9 protein-coding genes are annotated in these 14,970 nt (G+C 68.1%); all 9 read left to right on the top strand.

The window, feature by feature from the left end; all coding sequences use genetic code 11:
* Nucleotides 1-7 precede the first annotated feature (7 nt).
* The 9 genes from BHS09_RS16185 (at nt 8) to BHS09_RS16145 (ending at nt 14,861) form a co-directional block, all read left to right on the top strand.
* Nucleotides 8-1,132: a type III polyketide synthase gene (locus BHS09_RS16185; RefSeq protein WP_140798313.1), complete on the top strand. Its 1,125-nt coding sequence runs from the start codon at nt 8-10 to the stop codon at nt 1,130-1,132.
* Nucleotides 1,126-1,764: an isoprenylcysteine carboxyl methyltransferase family protein gene (locus BHS09_RS16180; protein ID WP_140791092.1), complete on the top strand. Its 639-nt coding sequence runs from the start codon at nt 1,126-1,128 to the stop codon at nt 1,762-1,764. The genes BHS09_RS16185 and BHS09_RS16180 overlap by 7 nt, the downstream gene beginning before the upstream one ends.
* Nucleotides 1,761-2,291 carry an SRPBCC family protein gene (locus BHS09_RS16175; protein WP_140791091.1) on the top strand — a complete coding sequence of 177 codons (531 nt, stop codon included), beginning with the start codon at nt 1,761-1,763 and terminating at the stop codon, nt 2,289-2,291. The genes BHS09_RS16180 and BHS09_RS16175 overlap by 4 nt, the downstream gene beginning before the upstream one ends.
* 14 nt (nt 2,292-2,305) lie before the next feature.
* Nucleotides 2,306-2,998: a DUF4386 family protein gene (locus BHS09_RS16170; RefSeq protein WP_140798312.1), complete on the top strand. Its 693-nt coding sequence runs from the start codon at nt 2,306-2,308 to the stop codon at nt 2,996-2,998.
* A gap of 58 nt (nt 2,999-3,056) precedes the next feature.
* Nucleotides 3,057-4,460, top strand: a complete 1,404-nt coding sequence (locus BHS09_RS16165) for a cytochrome P450 (RefSeq protein ID WP_140798311.1) — start codon at nt 3,057-3,059, stop codon at nt 4,458-4,460.
* Between the two features lie 65 nt (nt 4,461-4,525).
* Nucleotides 4,526-6,208 (top strand): NAD(P)/FAD-dependent oxidoreductase, encoded by a 1,683-nt coding sequence (locus tag BHS09_RS16160; RefSeq protein ID WP_140791085.1) that lies wholly within the window; start codon nt 4,526-4,528, stop codon nt 6,206-6,208.
* An 18-nt stretch (nt 6,209-6,226) separates the two neighbouring features.
* Nucleotides 6,227-8,326, top strand: a complete 2,100-nt coding sequence (locus tag BHS09_RS16155) for an AMP-binding protein (RefSeq protein ID WP_140798310.1) — start codon at nt 6,227-6,229, stop codon at nt 8,324-8,326.
* Between the two features lie 26 nt (nt 8,327-8,352).
* Nucleotides 8,353-13,590: a type I polyketide synthase gene (locus BHS09_RS16150; protein ID WP_140798309.1), complete on the top strand. Its 5,238-nt coding sequence runs from the start codon at nt 8,353-8,355 to the stop codon at nt 13,588-13,590.
* Nucleotides 13,587-14,861, top strand: a complete 1,275-nt coding sequence (locus tag BHS09_RS16145) for an acyltransferase family protein (protein ID WP_140798308.1) — start codon at nt 13,587-13,589, stop codon at nt 14,859-14,861. Before BHS09_RS16150 ends, BHS09_RS16145 begins: the two co-directional genes overlap by 4 nt.
* Nucleotides 14,862-14,970 lie beyond the last annotated feature (109 nt).

Here is a 14,970-nt window from a genome sequence, read left to right as displayed (position 1 = left end):
AGCCTACATGCCTCGCATCATCGCCACGGCCAGTTCGCTGCCGAGCACCTATTACGAGCAGACGCTCCTCGCGCAGACGCTCGAACACTACATCGCGTCGCTGGAGCGCCCCTTCGAGGGCCTCTGGCTCGTCGCGGACATCTTCAAGAACGCGAAGGTGCGGGGCCGGCACTTCGCCATCCCGCTCGACTCCTTCTACGAGCCCTTGGACATCGGACAGGGGCACCGGCGGATGGTGGAGGAGCGGAACGCGCTCTGCGCGAACGCGCTCTCGCGCCTCTTCGAGAAGTCCGGCGTCGCGGCGTCGGACATCACCCAGCTCACGTCCGTCACCTCGGTGATGTCCATTCCGTCGGTGGACGCGGAGATGATGAACCGCTTCGGGTTCCGCCGGGACCTCAAGCGCGCTCCCCTGCTCGGGCTCGGGTGTCAGGCCGGCGCCGCGGGCATCTCCCGGGTGACGGACTACCTGCGTGGACATCCGCGCGAGGCGGCCATCCTCCTGGGCGTGGAGATGGGCTCGAGCATCTGGGCGGGCCCGCTCCAGCGGGACCTCGAACACCTGATCGAGCAGCTCCAACGCGACTCAGCGGTATACCCCGTCATCCTCTCGCAGGTTGTAGCCGCGTCGCTGTTCGGTGACGGCGCCGCGGCGCTCCTCATGGTCGGTGACGAGCACCCGCTGGCCACGAAGCCGGGACCTCGGGTCGTGGACACCCGCTCCGTGTTCGTCCCTGGAACCGTGGGCCTCATGGGCATGAACATGGAGGACGCGGGTCCCCGCAACGTGCTGGGCGTCGACGTGCCGGAGATGGCGTCGCGGACCTTCGCGGAGGGCCTGGGCACGCTGCTCGCAGAGCACGCGGTGGACGCGTCACGCGTCGCCCACTGGTTCATCCATCCCGGCGGCCCCAAAGTCCTCCAGGAGCTCCAGGCGGCCACCCGGCTCCCGGACGCGGCGCTCGCCCCCAGTTGGAGCGTCCTCCACGACGTGGGCAACCTGTCGTCGGCGACGGTGCTCCACATGCTGGACCAGCACCATGACGCGAACGGCGCCAAGGCGGGCGAGTTGGGGCTGCTCACCGCCATGGGCCCCGGCTTCTCCGAGGAGTTGGTGCTCCTTCAATGGTGACACAGGGCGGCTTCACGCTGCTGGTCGTCCTGGTCTTCCTCCAGCGCGGCCTGGAGCAGCGCTTCAGCGATCGCAACACGGCCGCCCTGCGTCAGCGTGGGGCGAGAGACCACACGCCGCGCGAGCTGTCACGCACCCTGCTCGTGCTCCACATGGCGTGGTTCGCGGCCATGCTGCTGGAGGTCTGGGCATGGGGCCGTCCCTTCCAGGCGCCGCTCGGCATCGCCATGGTCACCGCGGTGTTGCTGGCCCAGGCCCTGCGCTACGCCTCCATGCAAGCGCTGGGCGTGCAGTGGACGCTGGGCTTCTTCACGATGCCCGAGCTGGGCGTGGTCGACCGAGGCGTCTACCGATACTGCCGCCACCCGAGTGTCTTCGCCGTCATGGTGGAGATGTTCGCCCTGCCGCTCGTCCACGGCGCCTGGCTCACGTCCACCGTCTTTGGCTGTGTCTACACGGCGCTCCTCATCCGCCGGACGGACCTGGAAGAGCAGGCCCTGAAGCAAGACACCGACTACGCCCGTCTCTTGATGGACCGCCCCCGCTACCTGCCCGTGCCTCCCTGGCTGCGGCGGGGGAACAAGCAGCCCGAGCCTCCCGCGTCCCGCGTGGAGAGAGGAAGACATCCATGAGTCACAACATGATTCATCACTCCGTTCACATCCGCCGACGACGGGAAGACATCTTCACCGTGCTGGCGGACCCGGAGCGGCACGAGAGCAAGTGGCGCCCGGAGGTCATCGAGTTCCGTCAGGTGAATGACGGCCCGGTGGGCGCGGGGACGCGCTACCAGGTCTCCCGTCAGCTCATGGGGCGCCGCTCCGACGCGTCGGTGGAGATTCTTCGCCTGGAGCCGCCACACATGGGCGAGTTCCACGGCACCGCCGGCCCCTTCACCTTCTGGGGCAAGTACGTGTTGGAGCCGGCGGACGGCGGCACGCAGATTGATATCGAAGCGCGCATCGGCACCAAGGGCGCGACGGAGGCCGGAGCTTCCGCGACGCTGGGTGAGCGATTCAAGACGGCGATGTTCTCGGCGCTGCTCCGCGTGGGCATCGTCGTCTTCCGCAGGGAGATCGCCGTCGACTTCCGGCGGCTGAAGACCCTGATTGAAGCCCCCACCGCCAACCAGCTCTTCGGCTTCCCGGAATCCCCCTGAAGGCGGAACAACCCATGTACAAGACTTCCACCGTCTATCGTTTCGGCGGCATCTGCGGCGTCCTGACGGGCCTGCTCTACATCGTCATCGCTGGCTCCATGGTAGTGGACCCCGGCGCGTCCAAGGCGACGGCCACCACGACGACCCCCGAATACTGGCAGGGCCTGGCCTCCAACCTCACGCCGTTCATCGTCCGGCAGGTCGCCTACATCCTGAGTGGCTTCACGGGCGTCGGCTTCGTCGTCGCGCTGAGCACCTTCGTGCGCCGCGACGAGAACGCGGGCTGGGTCAACTGGGGCGCCATCCTGGGCGCCAGCGCGTATGTCATTACCGGTGTGGACGGCTCGCGGCTGCTGGCCACCCTGCCCCACCTGGCCCAGCAGTGGGCGACGGGTGACGCGGCCACGCGGCAGATGGTCGAGTTCACCTACAGCGTGTCACGCCTGGACCCTGGCACCTATATGCGCTTCGGCGCGCTGGGGCTGTGGACGTTGACCGTCGCGCTGGCGAGCCTCAAATCAGGCATTCTGTCCAAGCCGCTGACCGGGCTGACCTTCGTCGCCACCACGGGCTACGTGCTGGTCGTGGTCGGCATCGCGGGACGCATCATGGTGCTCCAGGAGCTGGGCGCGGTGATCGCCGGCATCCTCGTGGCCCCCATCTGGTTCATCTGGTCTGGCATCGCCATCCGCCGCGCCAGCGCCTGAGGCGCGGCGCACGCCGCGACCCGGATTCGACCCTCCTCAATGAAAGTGACAAGTCATCATGGCGTCCAAGAGCGAAAGCTATCTCCACACCATTCTCCGTGAATACAACGACAGCCCCACCGGCGGGCTGCGCCGCCGTCAGGCGCCGGGCCCCGGTTATCAGACGCTCCCGCGGATGATGTACTCGATGGCGCGAGGAGGCATGGAGAAGGTCATCCGCGACCTGTGGACCCGCTACGGCGACCTGGTCCGGCTCGATTTCGGTGTCGACACCTGGCACATGTCGATGAAGAAGGAGCACTTCCACTACGTCTTCGTCGAGAACCGGAACAACTACATCAAGGGCAAGACGTGGGAGCGCAGCCGGCTGGTGTCTGGCTATGGCCTGACGACCAGCAACACGGAACTGTGGAAGCGCCAGCGCCGGCTCATGGACCCGGCCTACTCCCGGGAGAGCCTGCTCCAATTCACCCCCGCCATCGCGAAGTCCGTGGAGGTCATCGCCAGGCGCTGGGAGAAGGCGGCGCGTGACGGCTCGGTCATCGACGTGTCCGCCGACATGCGCAGTGTCGCGCTCGACGTCATCACCACCACGCTCCTGGGTGGCATTGGCGAGCACGGCGACGAGCTCCATCGGGACATCATGTTCACCATGGACTACGCGAGCCCCGCGAGCGTCGAGCTCCCGCTGGGTCTAGGCAGCGCGCGGGCCCAGCGCTTCATCCAGGCCATGACCCGGGTGGACGGCGTCATCAACGGGATGATTCGCCAGCGCCGCGGCACCAGCGGCTGCCCGTTCCATGACCTGCTCGACCTGCTCATCCATGCCCGGGACGAGGACAACAAGACGGGCATGTCCGATGAGCTCCTCCGCGACGAGGTCCTGGCCGCGTTCTACGCCGGGCACGAGACGACGGCGACGTCCATGGCCTGGACGTGGTTCCTGCTGGCCCAGAACCCCGAAGCCTACGAGCGCCTCATGGCGGAGGTGGACCAGAGCCTGACGGGGGACCACCCCACCCGCGATGACCTGGACAAGCTGAACTTCGCGGAGGCCGTCTTCTACGAAGGAATGCGCCTGTATCCGCCCGGCTGGATGATTCCCCGCGACGTGGCGCTGGATGACGAACTGGACGGCTACCACATCCCCGCGGGCAGCCGCATCGTGCTCGTCCCCTTCCTCATCAACCGGCATCCCCAGTATTGGGATGCGCCAGAGGAGTTCCGGCCGCAGCGCTACCTGGATGACTCCGCCGCGTATGCCTTCGTGGCGTTCGGCGGTGGGCCCCGCATGTGCATCGGCCGGTTCTTCGGCGTCATCGAGGCGCAGGTCGTCCTCGCGCTGCTCACCCGTCGCTTCCGAATCGAATACGTCGGCGTCCCCGAGCCCAAGCGGGACTTCAGCCTGACGCTCCGTCCCGGGCCCCTGCTGTTCAAGGTCCACGAGCGCCGCGCCGCGTGAATCCCTCACCGGCCGGGCTCCCACCTGATGAGGGAGGCCCGGCCTCACACGACAGGAACACGTCCATGAAAAACGGCATGGGTACTGATTACGACGTCGCGATTCTCGGCAGTGGCATCTCCGGGTCCTTGCTCGCCGCCATCCTGGCGAAGCGGGGTGCCCGGGTCGTCATGATTGACGCGGCCGCGCATCCCAAGTTCGCCGTCGGCGAGTCCACGGTGGGCCACACCTCCAGCATGTTGGAGTTGCTGGGGATGCAGTTCGACATCCCGGAGTTCGTGCAGCTCTCCACCTTCATGGGAGCGCGCAAGCACATCGCCAGCGCGATTGGCATCAAGCGTGGCTTCGCCTTCATCCACCATGACAAGTCGCGGCCCTTCGACCTCGACTACTCGAACCAACTGGTCATCTCCCCCATCCTTCACGGCCCAGAGGCCCACTGGTACCGGCAGGACATCGACGCCTACGTCGCGCACATCGCCGTGCGCTACGGCTGCGACCTGAAGCAGCAGCTCCGCGTCAAGGACATCGACCTGGGCCTGGACAAGGTCACGCTGGTGAGCGAGCGCAACGAGCGCATCACCTGCCGCTACCTCGTGGATGCCGCGGGTCCCAACTCGCCCGTGGCTCGGCAGCAGGCGCTGCGGGACACGCCCACCCGTTGCAAGACACATTCGCGGTCCATCTTCACGCACATGATTGGCGTGAAGCCGTTCGACGACGTCCTCGTGGGTGCCGAGCGCAAGCCGTCCCCCGTGCCGTGGTTCCAGTGCACGCTGCACCACATCTTCGACGGCGGCTGGCTCTGGGTGATTCCCTTCAACAACCACAAGTGGTCCACCAACCCGCTGTGCAGCGTGGGGCTCCAACTGGACCCGCGCCGCTGGCCCGTGCCGGAGGGCATCACGCCGGAGCAGGAATTCAACGCCTGGCTCAAGGAGAACCCCGTCGTCGAGCGGCAGTTCGTCGGCGCCCGCGCGGTGCGCGAGTGGGTGTCCGTGCCCCGGCTCCAGTACTCGTCGAAGCGGACCATCGGGCATCGCTACTGCCTGCTGGGCCATGCCGCCGGCTTCATCGACCCGCTCTTCTCGCGTGGGCTCGCCGGCACGATGATGTCGGTGCACTCGCTGTCGCTGCGCCTCCTGGAAGCGCTCAAGGACGACGACTTCGATGTCAGCCGCTTCGAGACCTTCAACCGGCTGCAGCAGGGACTGCTGAATCACAACGACGAGCTGGTCAACAGCGCGTTCATCGCGTTCCGCGACTTCGAGCTCTGGAATGCCTTCTTCCGCGTCTGGGTGGTTGGCGAGGCGGCGCTGGACTTCCTGCGGCTGCTCAAGGCCAAGTTCCAGTTCAAGGAGACGCAGGACGAGCGCGTCTTCCATGGCATGGACGAGGTGCCCTACCCGGGCCTGCTCTGCCCCGACGATGCCGCCTACAAGAAGCTCTGGGATGAGTCCGTGGCCAGCATCGAGGCCGTGGAGCGCGGCGAGATGAGCTCCGAGGACGCGACGAGGTTCATCGTCCAGGGGCTTCAGCACGCGCAGATTGTGTCGCCCGCGCTGGGGCTCACCGACCCCTCCCGGCACCACTTCGACGGGAGCAGCGTGACGGACGCGCTCAGTGCCTTCGCGTGGGGAAAGCTGTCCGCGCCCGAGTCCATCAAGCAGCGGTACGCTGGCCTCCCGGCCGGCGGGATGCTCCGGATGATGATGAACAACATCGTGTCGGCGGCCCTGCGGTCCTGACGCCAGGAGGAGACGCCCATGAGCTTCGAGACCTTGCAAGAACTGCTGTCACACCGGGCCCGGACACAACCGGACCGGGAAGTCTTCTCCTTCCTCGACGGACGCGGCGAGAAGGTGGCGACGTTGACCTACGGTGCGCTGCATCAGCGCGCCACGGCCATCGCCGCGGCGCTGCGTCCCGGCCTGAAGCCCGGAGAGACCGCGCTGCTGCTCTACCCCTCTGGACTGGAGTTCATCGCCGGCTTCTTCGGTGTGCTCCAAGCCGGTGGCATCCCCGTTCCGCTCTGCCCGCCGCGTGGCAAGAGCGACGTGCGGCGTGTCGCCACCACGCGAGCCAACGCAAAGGCCCAGGTGGTGCTCACGAGCAACGAGCTGCTCCCCCTGCTGCGCCCCATGTCCGGCCTGCCGGACTGGTCCACCGTGCAGTGGGTGGCCAGCGATGCGCTCCCGGCCACCGCGCCGGATGCGTCCCTGGGCGAACCGCCACCGGCGCGGAGCAGTGACACCGCTTATCTCCAGTACACCTCGGGGAGCACGGCGGCGCCCAAGGGCGTGATGATCACCCACCGCAACGCGCTGTTCAACGCCACGGACATCCAGCAGTCGCTGGGACTGACCGAGGACGGCCTGGTCGTCAGTTGGCTGCCGATGTTCCATGACTTCGGCATGGTGTTCACGCTCTTCGCGGTGCTGATGAGCGGCGCTCGGGCGGTGCTGCTCGCGCCGGAGACCTTCATCAAGGACCCGCTGACCTGGTTGCGCGCCCTGTCCGAGCACCGCGCGACGCACACGGGCAGCCCCAACTTCGGCTACCAGCGCTGTGTCACGCACGTGGCGCCGGAGCACCGCAAGGACCTGGACCTGAGCGCGCTGCGCTGCGCGGTGTCCGGCTCGGAGCCCATCCGATACGAGACGCTCCGCGCCTTCGCGGACGCCTACAAGGGCGTGGGCTTCTCGTATGACGTGTTCGACTGCGGCTTCGGTCTGGCGGAATCCACGTTGCGCGTGACGACGGGCCAGCGCTCCCGCGTGCTCGCGTTGCACCGGGATGAGCTGGAACGAGGCGCCGTCACACCCGTCGAGGAGACGTCCCCCCACTGCCGGCAACTCGTGAGCTGCGGCAAGACGAGCCATGGCGAGAGGCCCCACGAGATGCGCCTGGAGATTGTCGACCCGCGCACGCGCCAGCCCAGCCCGCCCGGCAAGGTGGGGCATGTCTGGGTGGCCGGTCCCTCGGTGTCCCCCGGCTATTACGAAAACCCCGAGGCCACGCGGGCCACGTTCCACAACGAGTTCGCGGGCGGCGACGGCACGAAGTTCCTGGACACGGGCGACCTGGGCTTCCTGGACCACGGTGAGCTGTTCATCACCGGCCGTGCCAAGGAGCTCATCATCATCCGCGGCGAGAACCACTATCCCCAGGACATCGAGTCCACGGCGGTGACGGCCATGCCGCGGCTGCGGGACGACAGCACCGTGGCCATCTCCGCGGAGCGTGAGACGGAGAACAGCATCGTCCTGCTCGCGGAGGCGCCAGATGACGCGGGCGCGGAGGACGTGACAGAGCTCGCGGCTCCCGTGGCGCGCGCCATCAGCGAGTCGCACGGGCTCACGCTGTCGCGCTTCGTCCTGGTCGCCAAGCGGAGCCTGCCGCGCACCACCAGCGGCAAGCTGCAACGGCTCCAGAGCAAGGAGGCGTGGCTGCGGGGCGACCTGTCCGTGCTGGCCACCTGGGAGAACGCGCGTGGCGGCGATGTCGACACGGCGCCCGCGGTGGCGCCGGAGCTGGACGGGCTCCACTGGCGCGCCATCGAGTCCTGGGGCCGGGCCTGGCTGGCCCGCCAACTCCGGCTCCCCGACGCGCACGTGACGGCGCAGACGCCCTTCACGCACCTGGGGCTGAGCTCCGTGGATGCGCTGGCCTTCTCGGGAGCGCTGGAGCGGCTGCTGGGGCGCAAGGTGCCCGCGACGACGTTCTTCGACCACCCCACGCTCCGGGACCTGGCCCAGTCGCTCCAGCAGGCCGCGGGTGACGTCGCGCCGGCAGCAGCCCCCACGGACGTCGTGTCGGAGCTCGAGCAGGAACTCCAGCGGGCAGAACAGCGCATCAAGCACTGACGCGCGGGCTCGCGCGGGAGGAAGTCATGCAACAGAAGACCGGAGACAGCTCCGCACTCCTGTCGCGGGCCACGGCGGCACTGCGTCAACTCCAGGAGCAGCTCGATGCGGTGGTCCGCTCGCAGCGGGAGCCCATCGCCATCATCGGCATGGCGTGCAGGCTCCCAGGTGACGTCCAAGACCCGTCCGGGCTGTGGGAGTTGCTGCGCGGCGGGCGCGACGTCATCGGGGAGATTCCGCGGGAGCGCTGGGACTTCGACGCGTTCTACGACCCGAAGCCGCAGGTCGCCGGGAAGATGTACACCCGGCACGGCGGCTTCCTGGAGCGTGTTGAGGACTTCGACCGCGGCTTCTTCGACATCTCCGAGCGTGAAGCGGTGCAGATGGACCCGCAGCACCGCTTCACGCTGGAGGTGACGTGGGAGGCGCTCGAAAGCGCGGGGCAGCGGCTCGAGCACCTGGAGGGCAGCCGCACGGGTGTCTTCCTGGGTCTGTCCGGGCAGGACTTCATGCTCCAGAACATGCACTCCGGTGATGCCCGTCGCATCGACCCGTACGCGGGCACCGGGACGACCGCCAGCATCGCCGCGGGCCGCATCTCGTATGTGTTCGGCTGGATGGGTCCGGCGATGACGCTGGACACGGCCTGTTCGTCGTCCCTGGTCAGCGTCCATCAGGCCGTGAGGAGCCTGCGCTCGCGGGAATGCGACCTGGCGGTGGCGGGCGGCGTCAGCCTCATCCTCGCGCCGCAGAACAACGTCTACTTCTCCGTGCTGATGTCCCAGGCCCCAGACGGCCGGTGCAAGACCTTCGATGCCGCGGCCAACGGCTTCGTGCGCAGCGAGGGCTGCGGCATGGTCGTGCTCAAGCGGTTGTCGGAAGCCATGCGAGACGGGGACCCGATTGCCGCCGTCATCCGGGGCTCCGCCATCAACCATGACGGGAGGAGCAACGGCCTCACTGCCCCCAATGGTCGGGCGCAACAGATGGTCATCCGGGATGCCCTGCGCGACGCCGGGTTGGAGCCCCGGGACATCGCCTATGTCGAGGCGCACGGGACGGGGACGAAGCTGGGAGACCCCATCGAGCTGGCGGCGCTCTCCGCGGTGTATGGGCAGGGTCGCGCGGCGAATGAGCCGCTCGCCATCGGTTCCATCAAGACCAACATGGGCCATCTGGAACCCGCGGCGGGAATCGCCGGGCTCATCAAGGCCGCGCTGGTCGTCCGGCACCGGGAGGTGCCTCCGCATCTTCACCTGAAGAAGCCCAATCCCTTGTTCGACTGGACCAACGCCCCGCTTCGCGTCCTCACCGAGCACAGCCCCTGGTTCGGCGCTGGCGCACCCGCGCGGGCGGGGGTGAGCGCGTTCGGCTTCAGTGGCACCAACGCCCACGTCATCCTCGAAGGCCCGCCAGGGCAAGAGGCTCGGCAGCCATGCTCGGCCGGCGAGTCCCTCCACCTGGTGCCCGTCTCCGCGCGCTCGGAGGCAGCACTTCGCGAGCAGGTCTCGCGCTATGCGGACTGGCTGGAGCAGACGCCTGGACTGTCGCTGGAAGACTTCGCGCATACGGCGGGAGCGCGGCGCACGCACCACCGCTTCCGCGCGGCGGTCATTGGCCGTTCCCGCGACGAAGTCGTGACGGCGCTGCGGCAGCAGGCCCGGCGGCCCGGCCCCTGGAACGCCCCCTCGGAGCCCCCACGACTCGCCTGGGCCTTCACCGCGCTTCCCAGTCACTGGCGGGCCTTCGCCGCGACGCTCCTCAAGCAGGAGCCGCGCTTCGCCGAGTCGTGCCGGCAGTGGAGCCACCGTTTCCAGGCAGGGCTGGGCGTGGAGCTTGAGACCTGGCTCGCGGGGACAGCGCCGTCGGCCGTCTCCTCGGGGCTCGACCTCGAGGCTCCCGGACGCTTCGTGGTCGCAGTGGCGCTCGCGGACCTCTGGCGCGCCTGGGGCGTGGTGCCGGAAGCGGTGCTGGGGCACGGTGAAGCCCTGCTCGCGGCGGCCTTCGTGGCGGGACGGGTCTCTCCCGACGCGGTGTCGACCGCGCTGGAATCCGCCGCCAGGATGGACACCGCGTCGCGAGCGTCCTGGCATGCCGCCCTGCCGCTCCACGACACAGGCCTTCCGCTCTACTCCACGCTGAGCGGAGGCTGGGTCCGGGGCAGCGAGCTGACGGTGACAGGAGGGAGCGTCGAGGCGCTCCCGTCCCATGTCGCGAAGCTCACCCGCGAAGGCCACGGACTGCTGCTTGAGCTGGGGGCGGAGCTTTCTTCACCGGATGCAACGCTGCAATCCGTCCACGTCATCTCCATCGGGGAAGCCCGCGAACCCGCCGAGGCGCTCCGGCGAGCCGTCACGCTCGTCTACACGGCTGGCGCATCCGTGAACTGGAGCATCCTGTCGGGCGAGCGTGGCCGGTGTGTCCCCCTGCCCCGCTATCCGTGGCAACACGAGGCGCTGTGGCCCGGTGGCGTGAGAAACCACGAGGCACGCGGTCCCCAGCACGACTGGCTCCACCCGCTGGTCCAGACGTGTACCCGTCGCGATGGGCAAGAGGCGCGCTTCACCTCGGTGCTCTCCACCCGAAGCCATCCCGAGCTGCGCGACCATCAGGTCCAGGGACGCGTCGTCTTTCCGGGCGCTGGCTACTTCGAGATGGCCCGCGCCGCGTGCATGCTCGCCTCGGGTTCAATGGACGTTGAACTCCGTGACGTGGACATCGTCCAGATGCTCTCCATGGGTTCGGGGGAGACGACCGTCCAGGTGGACGTGAAGGGAGGCACCTTCACCATCACGAGCCAGGATGAAGAGGGACGAAGCCGTCTTCATGCGAAGGGCCAGTGCGGCCCGCTCGCCGTCGAATCGGGGAACGGAAGCGCCATGCCAGCGCTGTTCGTCGCGGGCGTGGGCGCACCCCAGGTCGGTCCGGAGGGAATGAAGGACTTCTACGCCCTGCTGAAATCGCGAGGACTCGACTATGGCCCCGCGTTCGCGCTCGTCGAACGTCTGCGCCATGACGCGCACCGCTTCCAGGCGTGGCTCAAGCCGGTGAGCGACACACGTCAGGACATCCCGCCTGCCCTGCTGGACGCCGCCTTCCATGGCCTGGCGGTGGTCGAACCTCCTGGTTCGTCGGGAGGAACATTCGTCCCCGTCGGCGTCAAACGGCTCCGTTTCCGGGGAACGCCCCGAGGCCCCACGGAGGTGCTCGGCCAGTGGAACGCCGAGGCTCCGGCCCAGGGCGTGTGGAGCTGTGACCTCCTGCTGCGAAACACCGCGGGCGACTGCATCGCGGAAGTGGAGGGCTTCCGCGTGAAGTCACTGCGGCAGGCCCCCGAGGCAGGCCCAGGCGAACAGCCCGATTCCGTGCTGGAGACCTACGTGCCCACGTGGGTTCGTGAGGAGACGCCACGAGCGGGCGAGGCACGGAAGCTCCAGGACATCAGCCGAGTGGCCGTCTTCTCGGACGCGGGTGGCCTGGGTGAAAAGCTCTGCGCCACGCTCTCGTCCCGCGGAATCCCATGGGTGCAGGTGCTCGCAGGCGAGCAGTCACACCGCGTCGACGACACCACGTTCGTCATCGCGCCCACGGCTCCCGGAAGCGTCCTGCCCCACGCCCTCGAAGCGTGCTCCCACGCCGTCTATCTCTGGGCCCTGGACGCCACCAGGCCCGAGTCAGCGCGGCGCATCGCCGACGCCATGGCGTTGACCTGCGCGGGCCCCCTGTCACTCGCCCAGGCGCTGGGTGGAATGAAGCAACAGGCTCGCATCCTCTTCGTCACCCGCAATGCCCAGCAAGTGGTGCACGCATCGAGCGTTCCGGACTCGACCCAGGCGTCGCTCTGGGGCTTTGGCCGTTCGCTAGCGCAGGAGATGCCGGAGCGGTATGGCGGCCTGCTCGACCTCGACGACGGTCCGCTTGATGCGCAGGTCGACGCACTCCTTTCCGCGCTGAGCACGGAAGCGGGAGAGGATCAACGCTGCCTGCGCGCGGGGGAGCGCTGGGTCCTGCGCCTCCAGCCAGCGCCGCTTCGGGACGCCGCGGTCCCGGGCCCCGTGGAGCTGCGCGAGGACGGGCACTACCTCATCACCGGAGGACTCGGAGACATCGGCCTCCTGGTCGCCGAGTGGATGGCCCGGTCCAAGGCCGGACATGTCACCCTGGTGGGCCGCCGGGCCCCCGACACCGCGAAGCAGGCACGAATCGACGCCATGCGAGCCCAGGGGCTCCAGGTCCATGTCCTCCAGGCGGACATCACCGACCGGGAGCAGGTGCTCGCGTTGGTGAAGAAGCTCCAGGGTCCGCCCCTGCGTGGCGTCATCCACGCGGCGGCCGAGCTGGCGGACGGGCTCATTCGGCAGCACACGTGGGAGTCCTTCTCCCGGGCCTTCGCCGCGAAGGTGCAAGGTGCCTTGTGGCTGGACCAGGCAACGCGCACCCACGCGCTCGATTTCTTCTGGATATTCTCCTCGGCCAGCGCCGTGCTGGGCTCGGCGGGACAGAGCAACTACGCGGCGGCGAACACATGGCTGGACGCGCTGGCCATTGAACGACGCGCTACGGGGCTGCCCGCCACCAGCATCAACTGGGGCCCTTGGGCGGGCACCGGCTTGATGGCCCAGGCCGGTGAGCGGCAGGGAATGGAGCGCCGGGGCGTGTCGCTCATCGCCCCCGAGCGCGGCATCGAATGCCTGCCCTGGCTGCTGGACGCCACAGCGCCTCAAGTCGTCATCGGCCGGTTCACCTGGTCCAAGCTGGCCACCCTGCTCCGCACGTCCAGGTTCGGCTGGCTGGCCGCGCTGGGCGGAGCCGGGGAGGAGGCCCCTGGCGCGCTCGCGCGCGGCATGCTCGACGGACTTCCCGCGGGCGAGCGGCGCGAGGCGCTCACGGCCCTCATCCTGCGGCTGGCGGCGCAACTGCTCCCTGGCAACCGCGCCGCCAACGAGATTCACCCCGAGCGGGCCCTCTTCGAGCTGGGGCTCGACTCGCTGGCGGCGCTGCACCTGAAGGACGGTCTCCAGCGCGAGCTGTCGCACGAACTCCCCTCGGTGGTGGTCTTCGACAGTCCGACCATCTCGGAGCTGGCGACGCACTTGCTGAAGTCCATCTGGGGCGAAGCCACCGAGGCGCCCCCAGCAAGTCTTCCCACCCGGGCCACACCGCCTGACACTCGCGACGACGAACGGCTGGTGCAGGAGATCGCGGGGCTGACCGAAGACGAATTCGACCAAGAGGTCGACGACCTTCTGCGAGACGTGCAGTGAGCGAGACCAACATGGGTGAGCGCATCGAGGCAGGCCGTCTGAGACAGGCCCTGGCGACCCTGGTGAACCCAGGGGAGGCACGCGTCAAGCAGGTGGATGGCCTGCGAGCCATCGCCATCATCTGGGTGTTCATCCTGCACTGCATCTGGTGCATCGGGATGTTCATCCCGCGCGACGCGCTGATGGCGGTGGTGAACGAACACGCGACCCATCCCCTGTTCACCTTCTTCATCCGCGGCGACCTGGGCGTCGACCTGTTCTTCGTCATCAGCGGATTCCTCATCAGCGGGATGCTGGTGCGCGAATTGGAGACGCGGGGTGAAATCAACCTGCTCCAGTTCTACTCCCGCCGCCTGCTGCGGCTGATGCCCGCATATGTCGTGGTGCTCCTGCTCTTCTGCTTGCTGTCAGGCGAGAACTGGCGCTTCGCCTGGGCCAACCTGCTCTACGTCAACAACTTCATCCCCACCGCCCAGCAGTGCATGAAGTGGGCATGGTCCCTGGCGATTGAAGAGCAGTTCTATCTCCTCTTTCCTCTGCTGCTGCTGCTGTGCGGCACGTCGGCGCGACGCAACCTCGCGGTGATGGTGGCGCTCGCGGGGGTGGGCATCGCCATCCGCGCGTGGCTCATCCGGAGCCACGGGGTGGAGTTGCCCATCATCATCCACGAACGCATCGCCCCACAGCCCTTCGAGTCATACAACGACGTGTTCTACGTGAAGCCATACACCCGCTTCGGCGCCCTGCTCATCGGAGTGGCCGTCACGGAGCTGATGCGTGGCCCCTACCGGCGGTGGGTGGTGGACACTCCCTGGAGTGCGGTGCTCCTGCTCGCGGTCGGCATCGTAAGCTGGGTGTGGGTCATCGCGCCGCCCGTCTTCTTGCCCGGCAGCGAATGGTCCGCCGTGTTCAGCATCACCTACCTGAGCGCCTACCACACCGTGTTCGCCATCGGCGCCGCGGCCTTCCTGCTCGCCGGGTTCGCCGCACGCGGAGTCGGTGCGTGGTGGGGCCGATTGCTCGCGGCGAAGGCATGGCATCCCATCGCGCGGCTGTCCTATTCAACGTACCTGCTCCACCCCATCATCATCTTTGGCGTCTACACGCTCATCGGACTGAAAGAGGTGCCCTCCGTCGCCCAGTTGCTGGGAGCGATGACGCTCTGCTGGGCCCTGACCCTGGCGCTGTCACTCCTGCTGTATGCCTACGTGGAGTTGCCCTTCATGCGCATGCGCTCGGCGTTCACCCGCGTCCGGCTGTCTCGCGAATGAGGGCCTGGTGGTGCGCGGTCAGGTGCGAGTCGTCGCCGCAGTGGCGACCCGGCTGGCCCCTACTGTCGGCGTTGAACTGGCCCCCAAAGACGTCGTCGCGTGGAGGTAT

Source organism: Myxococcus xanthus (assembly GCF_006402735.1).
Lineage (GTDB): Bacteria > Myxococcota > Myxococcia > Myxococcales > Myxococcaceae > Myxococcus > Myxococcus xanthus_A.
Note: the sequence above shows the minus strand (reverse complement) of the source record. Positions and strands in the feature narration are given on the sequence as shown.

Coding starts and splice junctions, on each gene's coding strand:
- BHS09_RS16185 (WP_140798313.1), top strand. CDS start 8: ATGCCTCGCATCATCGCCACGGCCAGTTCGCTGCCGAGCACCTATTAC.
- BHS09_RS16155 (WP_140798310.1), top strand. CDS start 6,227: ATGAGCTTCGAGACCTTGCAAGAACTGCTGTCACACCGGGCCCGGACA.
- BHS09_RS16150 (WP_140798309.1), top strand. CDS start 8,353: ATGCAACAGAAGACCGGAGACAGCTCCGCACTCCTGTCGCGGGCCACG.
- BHS09_RS16170 (WP_140798312.1), top strand. CDS start 2,306: ATGTACAAGACTTCCACCGTCTATCGTTTCGGCGGCATCTGCGGCGTC.
- BHS09_RS16160 (WP_140791085.1), top strand. CDS start 4,526: ATGAAAAACGGCATGGGTACTGATTACGACGTCGCGATTCTCGGCAGT.
- BHS09_RS16175 (WP_140791091.1), top strand. CDS start 1,761: ATGAGTCACAACATGATTCATCACTCCGTTCACATCCGCCGACGACGG.
- BHS09_RS16165 (WP_140798311.1), top strand. CDS start 3,057: ATGGCGTCCAAGAGCGAAAGCTATCTCCACACCATTCTCCGTGAATAC.
- BHS09_RS16180 (WP_140791092.1), top strand. CDS start 1,126: ATGGTGACACAGGGCGGCTTCACGCTGCTGGTCGTCCTGGTCTTCCTC.